The 19,386-nt window shown below is 47.9% G+C and carries 18 protein-coding genes; 10 read left to right on the forward strand and 8 right to left on the reverse strand.

Going from position 1 to position 19,386, the window contains the following annotated elements; genetic code table 11:
* Positions 1–114: 114 nt before the first annotated feature.
* Positions 115–816 carry a c-type cytochrome gene (locus tag U1F02_RS11050; protein ID WP_409990450.1) on the reverse strand — a complete coding sequence of 234 codons (702 nt, stop codon included), beginning with the start codon at positions 814–816 and terminating at the stop codon, positions 115–117.
* 239 nt (positions 817–1,055) lie between these two features.
* On the opposite strand from U1F02_RS11050, the gene yihA reads away from it, so the two are divergent.
* A complete protein-coding gene (gene yihA / locus U1F02_RS11055; RefSeq protein ID WP_409990451.1) occupies positions 1,056–1,706 on the forward strand; it encodes a ribosome biogenesis GTP-binding protein YihA/YsxC in 651 nt (216 codons plus the stop codon).
* A gap of 404 nt (positions 1,707–2,110) precedes the next feature.
* Here yihA and polA read toward each other — a convergent pair whose 3' ends face one another.
* Positions 2,111–4,924 carry a DNA polymerase I gene (polA, locus tag U1F02_RS11060; protein ID WP_409990452.1) on the reverse strand — a complete coding sequence of 938 codons (2,814 nt, stop codon included), beginning with the start codon at positions 4,922–4,924 and terminating at the stop codon, positions 2,111–2,113.
* 990 nt (positions 4,925–5,914) lie between these two features.
* Between polA and U1F02_RS11065 the strand changes: the two genes are divergently transcribed.
* On the forward strand, positions 5,915–6,199 hold the full coding sequence (locus tag U1F02_RS11065) for a hypothetical protein (protein ID WP_409990453.1): 285 nt from the start codon (positions 5,915–5,917) through the stop codon (positions 6,197–6,199).
* On the opposite strand, the gene U1F02_RS11070 is transcribed toward U1F02_RS11065, so the two are convergent.
* Positions 6,170–7,051, reverse strand: coding sequence for a zinc ABC transporter substrate-binding protein (locus tag U1F02_RS11070; protein WP_409990454.1), 882 nt, complete (start codon positions 7,049–7,051; stop codon positions 6,170–6,172). The two genes, U1F02_RS11065 and U1F02_RS11070, sit on opposite strands and share 30 nt — an antisense overlap.
* An 87-nt stretch (positions 7,052–7,138) precedes the next feature.
* Between U1F02_RS11070 and U1F02_RS11075 the strand changes: the two genes are divergently transcribed.
* The 5 genes from U1F02_RS11075 to U1F02_RS11095 all read left to right on the forward strand — a co-directional run bounded on the left by U1F02_RS11075 (position 7,139) and on the right by U1F02_RS11095 (position 10,490).
* Entirely contained in the window at positions 7,139–7,627 is a 489-nt protein-coding gene (locus U1F02_RS11075; protein WP_409990455.1) for a Fur family transcriptional regulator, read from the forward strand.
* Positions 7,628–7,631: 4 nt separating this feature from the next.
* Complete coding sequence (gene znuC, locus U1F02_RS11080; protein ID WP_409990456.1) at positions 7,632–8,420, forward strand: zinc ABC transporter ATP-binding protein ZnuC; 789 nt, start codon at positions 7,632–7,634, stop codon at positions 8,418–8,420.
* Positions 8,413–9,198 carry a zinc ABC transporter permease subunit ZnuB gene (gene znuB, locus U1F02_RS11085; protein ID WP_409990571.1) on the forward strand — a complete coding sequence of 262 codons (786 nt, stop codon included), beginning with the start codon at positions 8,413–8,415 and terminating at the stop codon, positions 9,196–9,198. The genes znuC and znuB overlap by 8 nt, the downstream gene beginning before the upstream one ends.
* A 97-nt stretch (positions 9,199–9,295) precedes the next feature.
* Positions 9,296–9,529 (forward strand): hypothetical protein, encoded by a 234-nt coding sequence (locus U1F02_RS11090; protein WP_409990457.1) that lies wholly within the window; start codon positions 9,296–9,298, stop codon positions 9,527–9,529.
* Positions 9,530–9,635: 106 nt separating this feature from the next.
* A complete protein-coding gene (locus U1F02_RS11095) occupies positions 9,636–10,490 on the forward strand; it encodes a UDP-2,3-diacylglucosamine diphosphatase (RefSeq protein ID WP_409990458.1) in 855 nt (284 codons plus the stop codon).
* A 107-nt stretch (positions 10,491–10,597) separates the two neighbouring features.
* Here U1F02_RS11095 and hemW read toward each other — a convergent pair whose 3' ends face one another.
* The 4 genes from hemW to lgt form a co-directional block, all read right to left on the reverse strand.
* Positions 10,598–11,782, reverse strand: a complete 1,185-nt coding sequence (gene hemW, locus U1F02_RS11100; protein ID WP_409990459.1) for a radical SAM family heme chaperone HemW — start codon at positions 11,780–11,782, stop codon at positions 10,598–10,600.
* Positions 11,783–11,860: 78 nt separating this feature from the next.
* The gene (locus tag U1F02_RS11105; protein WP_409990460.1) at positions 11,861–12,409 is read right to left on the reverse strand and encodes a DUF3465 domain-containing protein; all 549 of its coding nucleotides are present in this window, start codon (positions 12,407–12,409) and stop codon (positions 11,861–11,863) included.
* 20 nt (positions 12,410–12,429) lie between these two features.
* Positions 12,430–13,026, reverse strand: coding sequence for an XTP/dITP diphosphatase (locus U1F02_RS11110; protein WP_409990461.1), 597 nt, complete (start codon positions 13,024–13,026; stop codon positions 12,430–12,432).
* A complete protein-coding gene (lgt, locus tag U1F02_RS11115; RefSeq protein ID WP_409990462.1) occupies positions 13,023–13,871 on the reverse strand; it encodes a prolipoprotein diacylglyceryl transferase in 849 nt (282 codons plus the stop codon). Before lgt ends, U1F02_RS11110 begins: the two co-directional genes overlap by 4 nt.
* 170 nt (positions 13,872–14,041) lie before the next feature.
* Here lgt and dxs point away from each other — a divergent pair, with 170 nt between their 5' ends.
* Positions 14,042–15,943 carry a 1-deoxy-D-xylulose-5-phosphate synthase gene (gene dxs / locus U1F02_RS11120; RefSeq protein WP_409990463.1) on the forward strand — a complete coding sequence of 634 codons (1,902 nt, stop codon included), beginning with the start codon at positions 14,042–14,044 and terminating at the stop codon, positions 15,941–15,943.
* Between the two features lie 98 nt (positions 15,944–16,041).
* The gene (locus U1F02_RS11125) at positions 16,042–16,368 is read left to right on the forward strand and encodes a Dabb family protein (protein WP_409990464.1); all 327 of its coding nucleotides are present in this window, start codon (positions 16,042–16,044) and stop codon (positions 16,366–16,368) included.
* Positions 16,369–16,475: 107 nt separating this feature from the next.
* On the opposite strand, the gene U1F02_RS11130 is transcribed toward U1F02_RS11125, so the two are convergent.
* Positions 16,476–17,675 (reverse strand): DUF418 domain-containing protein, encoded by a 1,200-nt coding sequence (locus U1F02_RS11130; protein WP_409990465.1) that lies wholly within the window; start codon positions 17,673–17,675, stop codon positions 16,476–16,478.
* 39 nt (positions 17,676–17,714) lie between these two features.
* Between U1F02_RS11130 and U1F02_RS11135 the strand changes: the two genes are divergently transcribed.
* Positions 17,715–19,232, forward strand: coding sequence for an MATE family efflux transporter (locus U1F02_RS11135; RefSeq protein WP_409990466.1), 1,518 nt, complete (start codon positions 17,715–17,717; stop codon positions 19,230–19,232).
* Positions 19,233–19,386: the final 154 nt, after the last annotated feature.

Consider the following 19,386-nt stretch of genomic DNA (forward strand, 5'->3'; position numbering starts at 1 on the left):
ATAATGAAAGGGGAAAGATGAACCCAGGCTATACGGCAGTTTATTAATTACTTGCCAATAAAAAAGGCGACCAAAGCCGCCTTTTTAACGTAAGTGAGGATTCGCTGACAAGAATTAATTCAAGCCTGCGATAAAGTTCGCCACTGCTTTGATTTCCGCATCGCTCATTTTGTCCGCGATAGTGCGCATTGGAGAGGTATCGCCATCGTTAACACGGTTGCCCGCGCGGAAGTTGGTGAGTTGCTTCTCAATATATTCTGGATGTTGACCGCTCAAACGAGGAAAGCCAGCTGGCGCATTACCCCTACCGTCTGGTGCATGACAAGCAGCACACGCAGGGAGACCGTTGGCAGCATTACCACTGCGGTACACTTTTGCACCCAACTCAAGAGAATCCACTTTCAAGCCAGAGTTCACCTGAACTTCTTCTTTTTTCGCACCGGAAAGCTGGGTGTTTTGGCTGGAGAAATAAGCTGCAATATCCGCAAAATCCTGATCGTTCAGGTTAGTAAGGATACCTGTCATTTCCAATACGACGCGGCCAGCAGATGCTTTTTTAGCTGGGTTGGTTTCGGTATCCCATGCTTTAATATCGTGAAGTTGTTTTACGATGTAACGCTCGCCTTGGCCAGCCAATTTAGGAAAATTTGGAGCCGCACTGTTACCATCCATACCGTGACACGCGCCACACACTGCAGCTTTAGCTTGGCCCGCTTTAGCATCACCCGCCAACTTGGCCGTACCAGAGGCAGAAGCACCCTGAGCAATTGCAATCAAACCCAGCGAAAAAAGTGCATTTTTTACAAGATATTTCATCGGCAAACCTGTCATTCAATTGTGTTGTAAGCACTTGAGCGGTGCTTAGGGTCATTTTATTCGCTTAGGGATAGTCATCAGGCTACAATGCCGGCCATCCACCTTCTGCTTGTCTGTTTTACCTTCCCAGACGCCATGTCTAAGCGTCCAAGCTTTTGTTCCAGCAGGCATTACTCCGCAGAAGTGCATGCTGCATTATATACCATCGTGCTAATAACACACCATTTTGAAGGGTTTTTATGTCCACTCCGATTAACTTCCACAAGGCCAAATATACGCTAAGCGCTCCCAGTATCCGCGAGTGTCCGCCGGAGGAGGGAGTTGAGGTTGCCTTTGCAGGGCGCTCTAACGCTGGTAAGTCCAGCGCCATCAACGCCTTGACCAACAACCATAAACTCGCGCGCGTCAGTAAAACCCCCGGCCGCACCCAACTCATCAACTTTTTCGAGCTGAGCGCTACTCAAAGGTTGGTGGACCTACCCGGCTACGGCTATGCCAAAGTATCCCGCGAGCAAAAAGAACTGTGGCAACGCTACCTATCCGAATACCTGCGCGAACGCCAATGCCTAAAGGGATTGGTGCTGTTAATGGACATACGCCACCCGCTGCAAGAGTTCGATACCACCATGATCAACTGGGCAACCGAGTCCGACATGGCCGTGCATATCTTGCTAACCAAAGCCGATAAATTAAGCCGTGGTCAAGCAAGCAGCGCATTGATGGCGGTCAAGAAAGCCATAAAAAATGCGGGAATTGCCGATTTAGTCAGCATCCAGACCTTTTCGTCGTTGAAAAATACAGGTGTCGATGATTTGAAAGCAAAGCTTCAGTCATGGCTTGCACCGGTTGAAGAGACAGAAAATTTGGAAGAAGAACCAATAGAGGGATAAAAAAACCGGTGGCCAAGCCACCGGAGATAAATCCGGCGCCCTTGGGGAAAAGCGCCGGAAGGACTAGAGGAGAATCACATGCTTCCTGAAACTATGGCCGCAGCAATCCCACTAAGTTCAATCCAGCTGCAAACTTTTTGATGCAGGAATAACTAGCCAAATCGCAGACAAAAAAAACCCCGACTAAAAGTCAGGGTAGCTTTGCATAGTCTTTAACGCTTAGCTGGCAAATTGCCATCAGGGGAGGAGTTAGCTCATGAAAGTAAAACACACATAACTGAGACTAAGCCCTTTCCAATAAGTTCAAGATATTTGTAAATAAATTTGAAAAATTTTTGCACAATTAGAAAAGCCCATAAGAATCAGCTGGTTACATCCTTACCAAATCGCCCACAAGCGAAGATTTAGTGCGCCTCATCCCAATTATTGCCAATACCCGCCTCTACCAACAAGGGAACCTTGAGCTGTGCGGCATTAGACATGCGGGCAACAACACCATCTCTCACCTGATCTAGTTGATCTTCTGCGACTTCTAACACCAATTCGTCATGTACCTGCATGATGAGTTTTGCATCCAGCGCTGATTTGCCCAGCCACGCATCCACACTAATCATGGCCTTCTTAATAATATCTGCAGCCGTCCCCTGCATGGGCGCGTTGATAGCTGTGCGCTCGGCAGCCATTTGCAAATTTTTGTTTTTCGCGTTGATATCGGGCAAATACAGTCGACGACCAAAAATCGTTTCTACAAAACCTTGCTCATGCGCCAACGCGCGCGTTTCATTCATGTAGCGCTGTACGCCTGGGTAACGCTCGAAATAGCGATCAATATATTGCTGTGCTTCGTTACGACCAACGCGCAATTGTTTTGCCAAACCGAATGCGGACATCCCATAAATCAAACCAAAATTAATTGCCTTCGCGCTGCGGCGCATTTCCGAGGTTACCGAATCCAAACTCACACCAAAAACTTCTGCAGCAGTTGCGCGGTGCACATCCAAACCTTTATCGAAGGCATTCAGCAAACCAACATCGTCCGAAAGATGGGCCATGATGCGCAGTTCAATTTGTGAGTAGTCCGCCGCAATTAATTTATAACCGGCGGGTGCAATAAACGCTTGACGAATTCGGCGGCCTTCTTCGGTTTTAATGGGAATATTTTGCAAGTTGGGATCTTGCGAAGACAATCGCCCGGTCGCTGCAACTGCTTGGTGATAGCTTGTGTGAATTCGGCCGGTGCGCTTGTTAATTTCGAGCGGTAATTTATCCGTGTAGGTGGATTTTAATTTTGCAAGGCCGCGATATTCCATGAGCACTTTTGGCAATGGATAATCCAGTGCAAGCTCTTGCAACACTTCTTCAGCGGTGGACGGTGTTCCAGTAGGTGTTTTTTTGATTACGGGTAATTTTTGCTGCTCAAATAAAATCACCCCCAACTGCTTAGGCGAACTCAAATTAAATTCTTGCCCTGCAATCTCGTAAGCCTTTCGCTCTAACTGAGTTAAACGTTCACCCAGTTCAATGCTGTGCTTGCCTAACAAATTGGCATCAACAAGCGCACCGTTGCGCTCTACGTGCGACAAAACTGGAATCAAGGGAATCTCAATATCTTCAAATACTGATTTTAGTGACGAATTTTTTTCAAGCTGCGGCCAAAAAAATTGATGCAAACGCAAAGTAATATCCGCATCTTCTGCCGCGTAGTGTCCAGCATCTTCTACTTTTAATTGATTAAACGTCAGCTGCTTAGCGCCTTTTCCTGCGAGCTCTTCGAAAGTTGCGGTTTTGTAGTCGAGATATTTTTCAGCGAGAACATCCATATTGTGGCGACTGCCAATAGAATTCCATACATATGATTCCAGCATGGTATCGAAGGCAATACCACGCAAGGTGATGCCGTAATTCAACAGCACACTGCGATCGTATTTTAAATTTTGGCCAATTTTTATTTTGGCATCGTCTTCCAAAATGGTTTTCAATTCCGCCAAAACCCAGTCGATAGATAGTTGTTCGGGCGCGCCCATATAGTCATGTCCGCAGGGAACATAAGCCGCTTTTCCCGCCTCAACAGCGAAACTCAAACCAACAATTTTTGCATCCATGATATTGAGGCTGGTCGTTTCTGTATCAAACGAAAATGCAGTTGCGTTGATTAAGCGAACTAGCCACTCACCAAACAATGCCTTGTCAGTAATAATGTCGTATTGAATTTCAGATGGTGCAGAAACTGGCAGAAATTCTGAATTAGAATTTACGGTTGTGGATTCAGCTGCTTCTGAAGTGCGCTCGTTTTTTTCTAAGGGCTCTGTAGCTGGCGCAGAACCTTCACCCAACTCTTTTACCCAGCCTTTAAATTCGAGATCTTCAAATAATTCACGCAGTTTTGCGTTATCGGGTTGCGATAATTTTATGGTTTCTGGACCCAACTCTAATTCAACATCTGTTTTGATTGTTGCAAGTCGGTAAGATAAATACGCCATGTCGCGATGTTCAATTAATTTCTCCGGCATATTTTTCGCGCCGCGAAACGATAGGGTTCGCACCTTTTCTAAATCGGCATAAATCGCATCCAAACTACCTATGCCTTGAATCAAACCCTGCGCCGTTTTTTCGCCAACGCCGGGGACACCTGGAATGTTGTCGACCTTGTCGCCCATAAGCGCAAGGTAATCAATCATCAACTCAGGGCCGAAACCATATTTTTCATGAACACCGGGAATGTCCAAAACCGTTTCCGTCATGGTGTTAACAAGCGTGACGTGTTCGTTCACGAGCTGCGCCATGTCTTTATCGCCCGTTGAAATCACAACGTCGCATTTTTGTTCCGTTGCTTGGCGCGCGAGAGTGCCGATGACGTCATCTGCCTCTACACCTTCTACCACCATTAAAGGAATACCCATAGCCTGAACAATATCGAAGATGGGCTGCACCTGCGGGCGCAAGTCGTCTGGCATAGGTGGGCGGTGCGCTTTGTATTCGGCAAACATATCGTCGCGAAAGGTTTTGCCCTTTGCATCAAATACCACAGCGATTTGGCTATTCGGATAGTCCTTTTTTAAGCGGCGCATCATGTTAATCACGCCTTTCACCGCACCTGTAGGTTGCCCTTTAGAGTTAGTTAAAGGCGGTAACGCGTGGTACGCACGGTACAGATAAGAAGAACCATCAACGAGAACAAGTGGTGCAACGCACTCAAGCGGGGAATTTTGGGAAATCATGTAAGTAGTCTTAAGCAAAAGGGCAGGACGATTAACCCTCAGAATACACAAAACCCCCCTTCAAAAGCAGCCAAAACCTTAAAAGCACTCTTTGGGTGCAGGTAACACAAGTTTGTGACAGTTTATGTGTTACCTTTGTGCACAAATTCCGCAACAAGATGCTGCATGAGATATACATCACAATATATTGATATTGCTGATAATTATTTATTTATTCCAAAAATATAGATAAAAATTACTAGCCAAAAAAAATTATTGTGTTACCATGAGTAACAAGAGGTAACAAAATTACCTCGGTAACGAAAGTAAACACCTCAAAAAGGAAATCGTAAAATGAACGCAAAAATTAAAGAATCATCTTCAGCATTAGTGGCCGTACTTTTAGCGGCTCCAGTATTTGCTCCTTGGATTCTGCTGACCATTGCACACCAACCATTCTAAGAATTGTTGATGTTGCGAATAGCTCTCTTCTGAACAGGAAAAGATGCTATCCCGCTTAGACGGGAAAAGGCCTGGAAGTTGATACGGGTTAACAGTTCTGCCAACTGCAGAGACTGAGCGAAGCGCACAAACGCTTGCACTTATTGAGCTGCCGTTGGCAGATTGAGAAGTATTAGCGGATGTAGGAAGTTGCTCCTGTAACTTGACTATCCCTCCAGATCCTTGCGCCGCTGCGCAAATAATTTAAGCCAGCATGCTGCAATCAGGCATGTTGAGAAATGATTGATATTGTTTTTTGTAACGTTGTTTGATGTTGTTTTTCTCTCCTCGTGTTTGACCCTGCATAGGCTCTGCGGTTCGTTATACCTTTTAGTTATGGCGTCGCAGGGCCCTTTTTTTATCGCTGTCACAAATTTTACAAGTTGTTGAGTTTTGATCGCTGCAAGAACCACATGTGTTCTTTCTTTAACCTAGAATTTGGATGCTTTTTGTTAATTTCGTTTTTCATCAAAGCATAAACATGATGTTTATCGTCAAAGGAGCCAAACAATGGACATACTGATTTTCTCGCAAACCGCGATTTTTCGACTTCAACAATTAGGTAGTGCCTACTACCACAGCACCGGCGAACGCCATCGCCTCGCCACGGAAAGCGGGATTCTTGATTTATTGAAAAGCAGCGCCTTGGTCTCGGACAAAAAAGTCCGCGCCGCTTACGATGCTTTTGTGATGGAATTGAACAAACGCCAAATTGATGCCTTGGCGGCACGCAGCATTAAGCTACGCCTTCCAATGCACACTTCGTTAGTGACGCACATTCGTCAGGCAGGTTAAGAAATCTGTTGCCATTTGCTCCAGGAGTTGCGAGTAGGTCTTTGTGCTTTGTGTGCCCAGCGCATCCAATGTTCCGATCCGCAGATGTAACTCCTGAGCCAAATCACGCGTAGCCTGTAAGTTGTTATAAGGCTCCAGAAACAAACAACTTCCATCTTTCGATAGTCGCTCACGCAATTGCTGCATGTGTTTTGCGCCGGGTTTCTGCTCGGGCGTAAAAGTAATGTAATCCAACTGGCGCAACCCGTAATGGCTTACGAAGTGTGCAAATCCCTCGTGATAAACCGCAAAACCCACTCCTGAAGCGGGTTTCATCTGAGCCAGTAACCTGTTGTCCAACTCGTGCATTTTTGACGCAAATACCTGCAGGTTTTTGCGATATAGGTCGGTATTAGGCGCATCGAGCTTTATGAGCTTTTCCGTAATTGCGCGAGCGACGGTAACAGCATTGCGTGCATCCAACCACAAATGCGGATCTTTGGCGTGATGGTGATCATCCGAAACGGATGCCTCGTCCGGCCAAAAAAGACCAGGCAAATCATAGGCTGTCAGGATCTTGGTGGCGGGCAAATTCGCTACGGGCTTCTGGAGAAAACTCTCTAACTCTGGCCCAATCCATACAAACAAATCTGCTTTTTGCAGGCGCGAGTAGTCCGAAACTTTGAGTGGATAATCGTGATGAGATGCGGATTCTGGCAGGAGCGTGTCTACATCCGCCGCTGTTCCCGCAATTTCCTGAGCGATCAAGGTCAAGGGCTTCAGGCTGGATAAGACGAGCGGTTTAGCATGACTGAGACTTGTACCTAGCAAGAGTGCGGCGACTAAAAAGCCTTTCAGCATCATAATTCTCATCTTGCACTCGCCCTCATCGAGACTGTGATAAATAAGGTTATAGTGTAACATATTGTCCATCTCACTCAGCTTTTGGTCATCTCAATCATGTATACGCTTGCCAAAGCTTGCAGCCACCACAACCATCACCATTGTATAACCGATGCAATCCAATCGGCGCGCCAGCTGTGCGACGAGCGCGGTGTTCGCCTAACCAGCCTACGCGAACAAGTCTTGGAACAGGTGTGGCAAAGCCATAAGCCGTTGGGCGCCTACGCTTTGATGGATATGCTGGCGCAGGCATCAACCCGTCGCGTGGCGCCCCCAACGGTTTACCGTGCATTGGATTTCCTGTTGGAAGAAGGGCTGATACATCGCATTAATAGCTTGAATGCCTTTATCGGCTGCCCATCACCTTCGCAAAAACACCAAAGTCATTTTTTGATTTGCCAAAACTGCAATGTCGCTGTTGAGTTAGATAATACGCAGCTAAACCAAAGCATTTTGGGCGCAGCCCAAGACGCGGGTTTTACGCTCGCCAGCCACAGCGTAGAAATCAATGGACTCTGCCCAAGCTGCCAAAAAGCCAAGGATTAAGCCCATGACACTGATAAAAGCCCAAGGCGTGGGCGTAATTCGCAACGGCCGCCATCTCTTAAAAGGCGCGGACTTAACGCTTGAAGCCGGCAAGATAGTGACCTTGATTGGCCCCAACGGTGCGGGAAAAACCACGCTGGTACGCAGCGTGTTGGGGCTGATCAAAATTGACGAAGGCAGTATTGAACGGGCGCCAGATCTACGCATTGGCTATATGCCGCAAAAGTTGCATTTAGACGCGAGTTTACCGCTTACCGTTGAGCGCTTTCTCTTATTAGGTGGCGAAGCGCGCGTGAACCTGGCGGAAATTCAGGAGCTAACAGGTATCCAAAAATTAGGTAAGGCCGCCATGCAATCCTTGTCGGGCGGGGAAGTACAACGCGTCTTGCTTGCCCGCGCGCTACTGCGTGATCCTCAACTGCTAGTCTTGGACGAGCCCGTTCAAGGTGTGGACGTTAGCGGTCAATCTGCGCTTTATGCGCTTATCAACCAAATTCGCAAAACGCGTAACTGCGGCGTTCTGCTGGTTTCGCACGATTTGCATCTGGTGATGGCGACGACCGACACGGTGATTTGCCTTAACCAGCACGTTTGCTGTCACGGCCACCCCGATAAGGTCACTAACGACCCGGCCTACCTCGCACTTTTCGGCGCAAGCTTGGCTGACACTGCTGGCGCCGCACCCCAGGTTGCGCTTTATCACCATCACCACGACCACCAACATGACGCTCATGGCAACGTGATCAAAGGTCATGTGGGTTGCACAGATTCTTGCGGGCACCATCATGGCTGATTTTCTTCTCAACGCATTACTCGCCGGTATCGCTGTCGCTTTGGTCGCCGGGCCGCTTGGGTCTTTCGCCGTATGGCGGCGCATGGCCTATTTTGGCGATACACTCGCACACTCCTCATTGCTAGGAATTACCTTTGGGCTCTTGCTCGGCGTAAACCTGAACCTCGCGGTGGCTGTTGGTTGCTTGCTCTTAGCCTTGGTACTTGTGGGCATGCAGAACAACCGTTTTCTAGCGACTGATACACTACTGGGAATCTTGTCTCACTCCACACTCGCGCTGGGTTTGGTGTGTGTGAGCCTGTTTAGCGGTACGCGCATAGACCTGCTGGCCTACTTATTCGGCGATATATTGTCGGTGAATAGGGTGGATCTCATCACTATTTGGGCAGTATCTCTTCTGGTCATTCTCGCTTTGACCCGACTTTGGAAACCTTTGTTAGCGATTACCGTTCACGAAGAACTGGCGCAGGTGGAGGGTATTCCCGTCCAAAAAATCCGCACGGCGTTGATGTTATTGATGGCGCTGGTCATTGCGATTGCGATGAAAGTGGTTGGGGTTCTGCTGATCACTGCGCTGCTCATCATTCCCGCCGCCGCCAGCCGCAGGCTGACGCACACACCGGAAGCCATGGCGATTGTGGCAAGTGCTCTGGGCAGTATCGCGGTTTGCTTGGGAATAGGTGCGTCTTACTATTGGGATAGCCCCGCCGGGCCGTCCATAGTGCTTGCGACCACCTTTTTGTACATCCTCACGCTAACTAAAAAGCAGGTTTTGTAAGCCAAAGCTCACAAAACGCAAGGAGAATGTCGCCTATTGCTCATGGACTAAACCAAGGATAATGCTCACCTAACCAAGGAAAATTAGGAGAGATTCAATGACGCGACTCAGCATAGGCGATGTGGAACACAACAGCGAAGATGTAGCCCGCAAGGTTGAAAGTGATATCGCCTTTTTAAAGGAACGCTTGCAGCTTTTGGAAAAACAACAAAAGCCCAACACGGTCATTTTGCAAACCTATAAGGACATGTTGGAAAGCCGCTACGCTGTGTTAAATTGGCTTCGCCAAGATACGCTGCAACATTCCGACAAAACAGCTGCAGCAAAATAAAGAAAAGCGCCACAAGGCGCTTCACGTCATCAAAAATTCATAGAAGTGTTGTCGTTCCGTCATGTGCGTTTGCAACTATTTTGCAAACCACTGAATGGACACGTTTATGAATGCATCCAGCTCTGTGTTACCGCACGCGCTAAAGCAGCACGAACCTCTTATCCCCATGTGCGTTGCAACACCGCTTGTTCACGCGCGCACCATTTGGATTTCGGATATTCATTTGGGCTATCGCGATTGTAAATCAAATTACCTGCTCGATTTTCTCGATCACATTCACTGCGACACACTTTATCTTGTCGGCGACATTGTTGACCTCTGGTCACTCAAGCGCCGCTTCTGCTGGCCGCACAATCACTACCAAATTATTTTAAAACTTTACGAACTTGCCGCGCGCGGTGTGCGCGTCATTTACGTGCCCGGCAACCACGACGAACCCTTGCGTCGCTTTTGTGGGCAGCATTTCGGCGCTATCGAAATTCAGCACGAACACGAATACGTAAATGCTTATGGCAAACGCTTTTTAATCATGCACGGCGATGCCATGGACGCTTACATAAATCACTCATGGCTCGCTCGCATGATGGGTGATCATGGTTACGATTTGTTGCTGTTTATTAATCGCTGGGGAAATCGTTTTCGCAGATGGATGGGACGTCCGTACTTTTCATTAGCCGGCTTAATTAAAAGCAATATTAAAGGCGCGAAAGCCGCGATCGATACCTATCAGCAAGAATGTTTAAGCGAGGCCAAACGGCGCGGTTACGACGGCGTCATTTGCGGGCATATTCATTACCCGGCGCTGTTTGAGCAAGATGGGCTTACCTATTGCAACACGGGCGACTGGATAGAAAACTGCAGCGCTTTAATTGAAGACTATCAAGGCAATATGCGGATATTGCACTACACCGATCACTTGCGCTGGAAAGATGAAATTCGCGTTACCGGCGCGCACGCATAACAACAATAAACCATAACTAAAAAACACAATAAGGACAAAAACCATAAAAGAAAATGGAGGCACTTGCCTCCATTTTTATACTTCAACTTTTTCAAATCACGGATTCATTAACCAGCATAGGCCTCCAGCACGCGGTTTAGAAAACGGCGACCCATAAGTGTTGGCCGCAGATGATTATCGGCAATTTCGAGTAATCCTTTTTCTGTGAACTCCGACCAGCGCGGCTCAAGAGCCTTCAACGATAAACCCGTGCGCTCTGCCAAATAATGCGTAGGCACGCCGGCATTCAAACGCAGTGCATTCATTAAAAAATCCAGCGGCAGGGATGCACGTGAAAGCACGTCGCTATCTGCGCCGAACACATTCTGGTGCCCAGCCAGATTTGTACAAATTCGATTACTGGTCGCTGCATCTAAATAATGCTTGGGCAAACGTGTTTTCCACATGCGGAAAATTTTTGAATATTCCGGCTGGGTAATTTTGCTGTGCGCACCAGCACCTATACCTAAGTAATCGCCGAACTCCCAATAATTCATATTGTGGCGCGCGCGTTGGTTATTTTTGGCGTAAGCAGAAATTTCGTACTGATCATAGCCAGCTTGCGCCAACATCAATTGACCTTCATCTTGGATGTCGGCGAGCGTATCCTCAAACGGAAGAATCGGTGGGTTGGAATAAAATGCGGTGTTTTGCTCAATGGTGAGTTGGTACCAAGAAATATGTTCGGGCGCGAGCGCTATAGCTTGCGCCAAATCAGCTTTGGCATCCTCGACAGATTGTTCAGGCAAACCATGCATTAAATCTAAATTGATATTAGTGAAACCTGCAGTACGCGCCACCTCAACCGCACGCAGGGCTTCATCGCGACCGTGAACACGCCCCAATAACTGCAACTGCTTGTCATTGAAACTTTGAATACCAATAGATAAACGGTTTACTCCTGCCGCGCGAAAACCAGAAAATTTTTCCTGCTCAAAGGTACCGGGGTTTGCTTCCAGTGTGATTTCAATATCTTTTTCGAATCCGATCAGTTCTTCCGCATTCTTAATAATCTGCGCAATCGCAGATGCAGATAAAATACTCGGTGTACCGCCACCAAAAAATATACTGGTCAGTTTTCGGCCTTGGGCCAGTACAGCATCGTTTTCTAAATCCAAACGCAGCGCATCTACATATTCTTGTTCAGGAATATCATCACGCGATTCGTGCGAATTAAAATCGCAGTAAGGACATTTGCGAATGCACCAAGGAATGTGAACGTAAAGGGAAAGCGGAGGTAAAATCAGAGACATAATAGAAATTCATATTGTAGCGTGCCGCCGATCTCGCTGAGTGTGCGACACAGATTAAAAGATTGCTGACGGTAAATACTATTGATAAGTAATTCCCTTGTGCTTCAACCAACCCGAAGCATGACGCCCATGCGGATCACTATGCGTCCAATGCACTACACCGCCTTTTTCATTCCACACATATTCACCGTAAAACGAAACCTTATCGCCAACGGCGATATTCCTTACGCGCGGCGCGAGGTCTATATTGTGTGCGACTAAAACTGTGAAACCTTCCGGCATACGTAAAATAAACCGTTGGTGCTTACTGCCTTGGTTATCGTCCGCCAAAACCTTTATAACTTCACCTTCGCCCAATACCTGAACATCTTGCGCGTGTTGCAGGTAGGCATTAGCAACATCTGACTCGTTCGACTTTTCAACTGAGCTTTTATTGCTGAGAGAAGCAGGTTCATCGGGAATTTGTAAAACGTATTTTTTCTGTGAACTCGCTGGTGCTGGAGCAGTTACTGCTGCAACAGGCGCTATAACCGAATCTACTTGATGCTGAATGGATGCAGGCAAAAATCGGTGAATCGCTGTCGCCAAGCCCGCAACAATGACCAACAACATCAATTTATTTTTCATGGTCTAACCGACTTCCGTTGTTAGGTTTTAGATATTTTTTGCAGCAACTCCTGCATGGCTTTGCCGCGATGACTGATGCGATTTTTTTCTGCTTTATCTAATTCTGCCGATGCACAATTATGAGTAGGCACAAAAAACAAAGGATCGTATCCAAAGCCACCTTGGCCGCGAGGTTCTGTCAAAATAATCCCCTCCCAAGTGCCGTGGCACAAAATGGGCGTAGGGTCATCCGCATGGCGCATATAAGCGAGCACAGCATGGTAGCGCGCGGTACGTTTTTCTGCGGGAATACCTGTAAGTTCGTGCAATAACTTTTGATTGTTTTCTTGATCGCTCGCGCCTTCACGCGCATAGCGCGCAGAATAAACACCGGGGCGGCCGTTGAGCGCATCCACTTCAATTCCTGAATCATCGGCAATCGCAGGCAAACCGGTTTGCTGACAAGCGTGACGCGCTTTGATGATGGCATTCTCAACAAAAGTGGTGCCCGTTTCTTCGGCGTTGTCGATATTAAAATCTGATTGCGGAACAACGTCGAATCCGCAACCGGCGAGAAGCTGTTGGAATTCGCGCAATTTTCCCGCGTTGCCACTGGCGAGCACAATTTTCTGGGTCATTTCTTTTTCTTCGCTGATGTAGATTTTTTTGCCGTGTTTTCCGCCGCGATTGTGGGGCGCTTGTAAGCCCACACCAACACCGCTGCACCCACCGCGATCATCGGCAAACTTAGTATTTGACCAGAGGAAATAGTCATGCCCGCCACATCAATTTGCCAGTCAGGCACGCGGAAATATTCAGTAAAGAAGCGCGCGCATCCATAGAGCATGCAATAGAGAGCGCCTGTCGCCCAACGCGGTTTGGCGCTACGAGCGAAAGCCCAAAGAATAACGAACAGCAAAATGCCATCGACAAGCGTTTGGTAGAGCGGGGAAGGGTGGACGAGGTGATCGACTCCCGGCCATTGCATCGCCCACGGCAAATCCGCACTCGCCGCGCGACCCGGTAATTCGTGGTTGATGAAATTACCAAAGCGCCCGGCCGCATAACCCAGAGGCACTAAAGGAGCGATAAAATCGAACACATCGCCGACGGCAAATTTATGCTTGCGCGCCCACAGACACATGGCGATGACCACACCCAAAAATCCACCATGGAAAGACATACCGCCTAACCAGGTCATGGGGATCTCCAACGGATGCTCCCAAAAGTATGCTGGGCGATAGAAGAGCACTTCACCCAAACGGCCACCGACTACCACGCCGATCATGCCGTAAAAAATCATGTCGCTGACGTGCTCCTTAGTCCACCCTTGCGCCGCTATGTGGGGCTGCTTAATGCGCTGATTGCCCAGCAAAATAAATTGCAGGAAAGCCACGCCGTACATAATTCCGTACCAATACACAGGCCATGAAACCAGCGGTATATGAAAGGCTACGGGATCGGGATTGGGATGTACCAGCATGAAAAGTCCTTAGCGGAAGGCGGTTAGAGCAAGATGTGCGCAGCGCGCTATTCTGCCACAGCTTTCTGGTCGCAGCTTTGTGAATTCGCTGCTATCGGCCGCCGGATTTTCGCTAGGCAAGCCAAGGCCTAAAGCCTACAATGCACGCTTTTCCAAGACGAAAGTGACGAATGTTCAACGAGATCCCCACTAGCCGCCCAGCCACCCCACTTTTGGACAGCATAGACTCACCCGCTGACCTGCGTGCGTTGGACGAGAAGCTCCTACCCCAGCTAGCGGATGAGTTGCGCGCGTTTCTGTTGTTCAGCGTGGGGCAAACCGGCGGGCATTTTGGTGCTGGCCTTGGCGTAGTAGAGCTGACTATTGCACTGCATTACGTTTATGAAACCCCGTCTGATCGCTTGGTGTGGGACGTTGGCCACCAAACCTACCCGCACAAAATCCTGACCTCGCGCCGTGAACGCATGAACACCATTCGCCAAGGCGGCGGCCTTTCTGGCTTCCCTAAGCGCGATGAAAGCGAGTTCGATACTTTCGGCGTTGGTCATTCCAGCACCTCAATTTCCGCTGCGCTGGGCATGGCAATCGGCAACGAGATGGCTGCAAACGGCCGCAAATCTGTGGCGATTATTGGCGATGGCGCCATGACCGCAGGCATGGCTTTTGAAGCCTTGAACCACGCCTCTCACACAGACACCGATATGCTGGTTATCCTCAACGATAACAACATGTCTATCTCCCCCAACGTGGGCGGTTTGGCGACCTATCTTTCCAAAATTTGGGCGAGCAAGTTTTACAACGGCCTGCGCGAGGGCAGTAAAAAAGTGCTCACCAAAATCCCTTCGGCTTGGGAATTCGCACGCAAGACCGAAGAGCACTTTAAAGGCTTTATGTCGCCCGGCACTTTGTTTGAGGAAATGGGATTCAATTATGTCGGCCCCATTAATGGCCACGACTTGATTGATTTGGTGAGCTATTTACGCAACCTGCGCGACATTAAAGGCCCCAAGCTTTTGCACATCATCACCCAAAAAGGCAAAGGCTTTGAGCCAGCGGAGCTTGATCCGGTTGGCTACCACGCGCTTAATAAAATTGAACCCAAGAAGGCAGTTACATCGCCCAGCAAAATTAAATTTCAACAAGTGTTTGGCGATTGGCTGTGCGATATGGCAGCGCAAGATGAGCATCTTGTAGGCATTACGCCCGCCATGTGCGAGGGTTCGGGCATGGTGGAATTTGCGGAGCGCTTTTCCGATCGTTTTTTTGATGTCGCGATTGCCGAGCAACACGCCGTAACCTTAGCCGCCGGTATGGCGTGCGAAGGCCAAAAACCAGTGGTAGCGATTTACTCCACCTTTTTGCAACGCGCCTACGATCAACTTGTTCACGATGTAGCTTTGCAAAACTTGGACGTCACCTTCGCCATCGACCGCGCCGGTTTAGTGGGCGAAGACGGTCCCACTCACGCAGGCAGTTTTGATTTAAGCTTCTTGCGCTGCATTCCAAATATGTTGATCGCCGCTCCAAGCGACGAAAACGAATGCCGCCAACTTTTATACACTGCTTATCAATTTAAAGGCCCCGCTGCCGTGCGTTATCCGCGCGGAACGGGTACAGGGGTTCAAATTGAAAAAGCTTTTACCGCATTGCCTATTGGTAAAGGCGTTGTAAAACGTGAGGGCAAACAAGTTGCGATCTTATGCTTTGGAACGCTGCTCACCAACGCGCAACAGGTTGCAGAAAAATTAAACGCGAGCCTGTGCGATATGCGTTTTGTAAAACCGCTGGACGAAGAATTAATTGAACGCATGGCTAATAGCCATAGCTTGATTGTTACACTGGAAGAAAACGCCATTGCAGGCGGTGCGGGTTCTGCGGTGAGTGAATATCTCGCCAGCCAAGGTTATGTAATGTCGGTTTTGCATTTAGGGCTGAATGATACTTTTGTAGACCATGCAAATCACGCGCAGCAACTTATTGAGCAAGGGTTAGACACTGCAGGAATTGAAGCCGCTATTCTCAAGCGTTTAAAAATGCTTGAAAGTCTAACTACTAAACCCATGGTGAGTTAGCGGTTAATACAGGGTTAATTTGAGAAGTTTTGTAAGGGCGCTTGCGCCCTTTTTTCTTTTTAACCTAAGCTGCATTTTTTTCTTTTTAGGAGTTTTCCATGAACGGCACTATTTCCAATTTATCGCACCACGTATATTTCTGGTTAAAAAACCCAGAATCTAAAGACGATTTAGCAAAGCTGATTGCGGGAGTAAAAACCTTAAATACGATTGAAACGATTAAAGGATTTCATATTGCTACACCCGCAGCAACCGAAGAGCGCGGTGTTATCGATAGTAGCTACAGCGTTTCATGGTTGGCTTTTTTTGATAACGAAGCGGACGAGCACATCTATCAAACCCACCCGACCCATTTGAAATTTGTTGCAGATTGCGAAAGCTTATGGAGCAAAGTCACTGTATATGATTCAGTGAAAGCGTTGTAATTTAAAATAATCTTTTCTATCGCATTTAATATCTTATTCGGAATAAACCGATAACAAGATTAAAGCGAGCCTCATTGAGGCTCACTTTAATCTTGTTGTGCTGTTTCTTAACGCCTTACAAATGGAACATTGGTCGTTAAATAGGTTGCTGCGCGCCATACCCATTCCAAGGGGCCATAGTGGAAGCGTTTTAGCCACCAGTGTGCAAACAAAACTTGCACGGTGAAAAACGCAATACCAATCATCAACGCCTGCGCTTGTGAAAGCTTGTCATACATGCCCAAACCATAACCGTAAAAGAAAGGCACACCGCACAAACTTTGGCTCACATAAATGGTGAGACTCATGCGGCCAACGGGCGCGAGAACGCCAAGGATTTTTTGGCCAAGCGGTTTTAGATAGAGCGCAATAAATGACAAGACTAAAATAGCCATAAAGGCTACGCAGAAATAGCCGTTTACCAATTCATCCACATACCATTTGGCGTTGCCGGTTGTTGGCCAAAGTGCTTTTACCTCAGGCAAACTTAAATATTTTTGTAATGAAAAAAGCCCAATCGCTGCCAAGATGGAGAATACAAAAACCGTTTTACGAATGTGGGTAAATTTAATGGGGTGAACTAAAAAGCCAAGACGCCCTAGGACCAATCCGATAAAAAATAAGCCAAACAACTGCGCACCGCGCGCGCCATCAATAAAGAAGAACCATTTTGCCAATGAACCGGTAGTGACATTAAAGGCGAGTACTTCCAGCAGCGATCCTTTTGCCCACATTTCACCGGTGTGCTCGTAGAACACTGAGCTGAGCAGCTTGTCATTCGCGCCCGGCATGTTATTCATAGATGCCCAATAGTGGTAAATAAGATTGGGTGTTAACAAAAAGAAAATCGCAGTGGCAATTAACCATTTGGTCGGTAGGCGATACACAAGAATTAAGAAGAATCCGTAGAAGGCCAATACTTGCAGCACCTCGCCAGAGTAGACCATGCTGTTGAGTGTACCCAAGCCGAACAGAATTAATAATCGCCACGCAAAACGCCCGCGAAAGTCCACGCCTTTTTGTGCCTGTTTATCCATGATAATAAAAAAGCTAATCCCAAACAGCATGGCGAAAATAGCGTAGGCTTTGCCCGCAAATAAAAAGAAAATGACATCGTGTACTTTGCTATCCACTGGGTTTTGCCAGTACAGCTCGAAGAGTTCAATGGAGTGCACCAGAAACAAACCCATGAGTGCGAAACCGCGTAAAGCATCAACTAATAAAACGCGCTGGGGCGCTTCGGGGTGCGTTAGGGGAGATGTGTTCATAATTATTGTCTTTATTAGGTGGTTGGTTAAGGCGCTATTTTGAGTAAGCCTCGCGCAGGTGTCTTTCAAGAATTGTTAAGCGGCGTGGCTCACAAGCGTTTCAACAATCATTTTAGTGGTGGCATCCCTATAATGCGAATTTTTGCCGTTCTGGAGCAAGCTGTGCCATCCGTTCCCCACGAAGTTCATTCAGCCAAAACCACTGTGACATCAAAAGCCTTTCTGGTGACTTTGCTTATGCTGGCGCTGCCCGTTGCAGGGCAAATGTTGCTGCAATCCTGTTTGGCCATGATCGATGTGATGATGGTTGCTCCCCTCGGCGAACAGGCTATAGCTGCGGTAGGCTTGGCTGCAAAAATCCACTTTCTACTCTTGGTATTGATGAGTGGCTTTGCCACGGGCGGAAGCGTTCTGATTGCGCAATACTTTGGTGCTAAGGATTTCGCAAGTTGCCAACGTATGCTCGCCGTCACCTTGGTTGTGGGTGTTTCTATCATCATCCCAATCATGTTGCTGTGCGGTTTTGCGGCGCCAATTTGGATTCATTGGATAAACCCGGATCCAGAAGTCACTCGTCTCGCCGCCCAATTTCTCGTTATCACTGCTCCGGTATTACTGCTCACGCAGATTATTGTGATCGTCGAAGCGTCTTTGCGCGCGCTCGGCCAAACAACTATGCCCCTGGCTGCAGGGCTTATCGCCGCTGTGATTAACGTGGCTTTGAATTACGCATTGATTACCGGTAACTGGGGCTTTCCTGCGTTAGGAGTTGCGGGTGCGGCGTGGGCGACCTTGACCGCGCGTACGGTGCAGCTGTTGTTTATTTTGGGCTACGTCTACGGAACCAAGCACGGCTTCGCGCTTAAGTTAAAGCAGCTAGCGCAGGGGATTGATCCTACCCAAATCAAACGCTACCTCGCTTTCTCGTTACCGCTGGTTGCTAACTACGGTATTTGGGCGGTGGGAAATGCGACCTACCACGTGCTCACAGGTTTCGCCGGAACGGACGCGCTCGCCGTGATGGGTATGGTGGTTCCAGTTGAGAGCACATTCTTCGCTTTATTTGTGGGGATTGCTAACGCGGCGGCCGTACTGATTGGTCGCTCGCTCGGTGCTAATGGTCTGGATGAAGCCTGGCGACTACAAAAATTCTTTAATCGCATTACCTTTGTGTTGATCCTTCTGTTTTCTTGCTCCCTGTGGTTCGCTCGTCCCTTAGTGTTAGAAATATTCAAACCTATGGCGAGCCAAACTGCGCAATTGTTGTTACAAACGTTGGGCGTTTTTTGCGGCTTGGTGTGGCTCAAGGTGTTTAACATGATCCGCATTATTGGCGTGCTTCGCGCCGGCGGTGACAATAAATTCTGCTTGATCACAGATACGATTGTTATGTGGGGTTTTGGATTGCCCATTTACGCCACGGCGATTTTTTTAGGTGGCTGGTCGTTCACTTTTTTGTATGCGCTTATGTTTTTGGAAGACGCGTTAAAATTCCTGCCGGTTTACTTCCGTATCCAAAAACGTAAATGGGTTAAAAATTTAACGCTCGCCTCCTGAATGATTTTCAAATCTCATTTCAGTTTCAATTGTGAATTTATAGACAGGTGTACTCGCACTCTTCTAAATGCGGTATTCTTTGCGGTCTAAAGATCGCAGAGAAACTATTCGCTTTTTAAGCGGTCTGCGAAGTGGTTGCAAGGTTTTGCGGCGT

Origin of the sequence: Cellvibrio sp. (assembly GCF_046347455.1) — a bacterium.
Classification (GTDB): Bacteria; Pseudomonadota; Gammaproteobacteria; order Pseudomonadales; family Cellvibrionaceae; genus Cellvibrio.

Bases quoted from the DNA above. Each gene is read 5' to 3' on its own strand.
- U1F02_RS11050 (WP_409990450.1), bottom strand. From the start codon at position 816: ATGAAATATCTTGTAAAAAATGCACTTTTTTCGCTGGGTTTGATTGCA.
- yihA (WP_409990451.1), top strand. From the start codon at position 1,056: ATGTCCACTCCGATTAACTTCCACAAGGCCAAATATACGCTAAGCGCT.
- polA (WP_409990452.1), bottom strand. From the start codon at position 4,924: ATGATTTCCCAAAATTCCCCGCTTGAGTGCGTTGCACCACTTGTTCTC.
- U1F02_RS11065 (WP_409990453.1), top strand. From the start codon at position 5,915: ATGGACATACTGATTTTCTCGCAAACCGCGATTTTTCGACTTCAACAA.
- U1F02_RS11070 (WP_409990454.1), bottom strand. From the start codon at position 7,051: ATGAGAATTATGATGCTGAAAGGCTTTTTAGTCGCCGCACTCTTGCTA.
- U1F02_RS11075 (WP_409990455.1), top strand. From the start codon at position 7,139: ATGTATACGCTTGCCAAAGCTTGCAGCCACCACAACCATCACCATTGT.
- znuC (WP_409990456.1), top strand. From the start codon at position 7,632: ATGACACTGATAAAAGCCCAAGGCGTGGGCGTAATTCGCAACGGCCGC.
- znuB (WP_409990571.1), top strand. From the start codon at position 8,413: ATGGCTGATTTTCTTCTCAACGCATTACTCGCCGGTATCGCTGTCGCT.
- U1F02_RS11090 (WP_409990457.1), top strand. From the start codon at position 9,296: ATGACGCGACTCAGCATAGGCGATGTGGAACACAACAGCGAAGATGTA.
- U1F02_RS11095 (WP_409990458.1), top strand. From the start codon at position 9,636: ATGAATGCATCCAGCTCTGTGTTACCGCACGCGCTAAAGCAGCACGAA.
- hemW (WP_409990459.1), bottom strand. From the start codon at position 11,782: ATGTCTCTGATTTTACCTCCGCTTTCCCTTTACGTTCACATTCCTTGG.
- U1F02_RS11105 (WP_409990460.1), bottom strand. From the start codon at position 12,409: ATGAAAAATAAATTGATGTTGTTGGTCATTGTTGCGGGCTTGGCGACA.
- U1F02_RS11110 (WP_409990461.1), bottom strand. From the start codon at position 13,026: ATGACCCAGAAAATTGTGCTCGCCAGTGGCAACGCGGGAAAATTGCGC.
- lgt (WP_409990462.1), bottom strand. From the start codon at position 13,871: ATGCTGGTACATCCCAATCCCGATCCCGTAGCCTTTCATATACCGCTG.
- dxs (WP_409990463.1), top strand. From the start codon at position 14,042: ATGTTCAACGAGATCCCCACTAGCCGCCCAGCCACCCCACTTTTGGAC.
- U1F02_RS11125 (WP_409990464.1), top strand. From the start codon at position 16,042: ATGAACGGCACTATTTCCAATTTATCGCACCACGTATATTTCTGGTTA.
- U1F02_RS11130 (WP_409990465.1), bottom strand. From the start codon at position 17,675: ATGAACACATCTCCCCTAACGCACCCCGAAGCGCCCCAGCGCGTTTTA.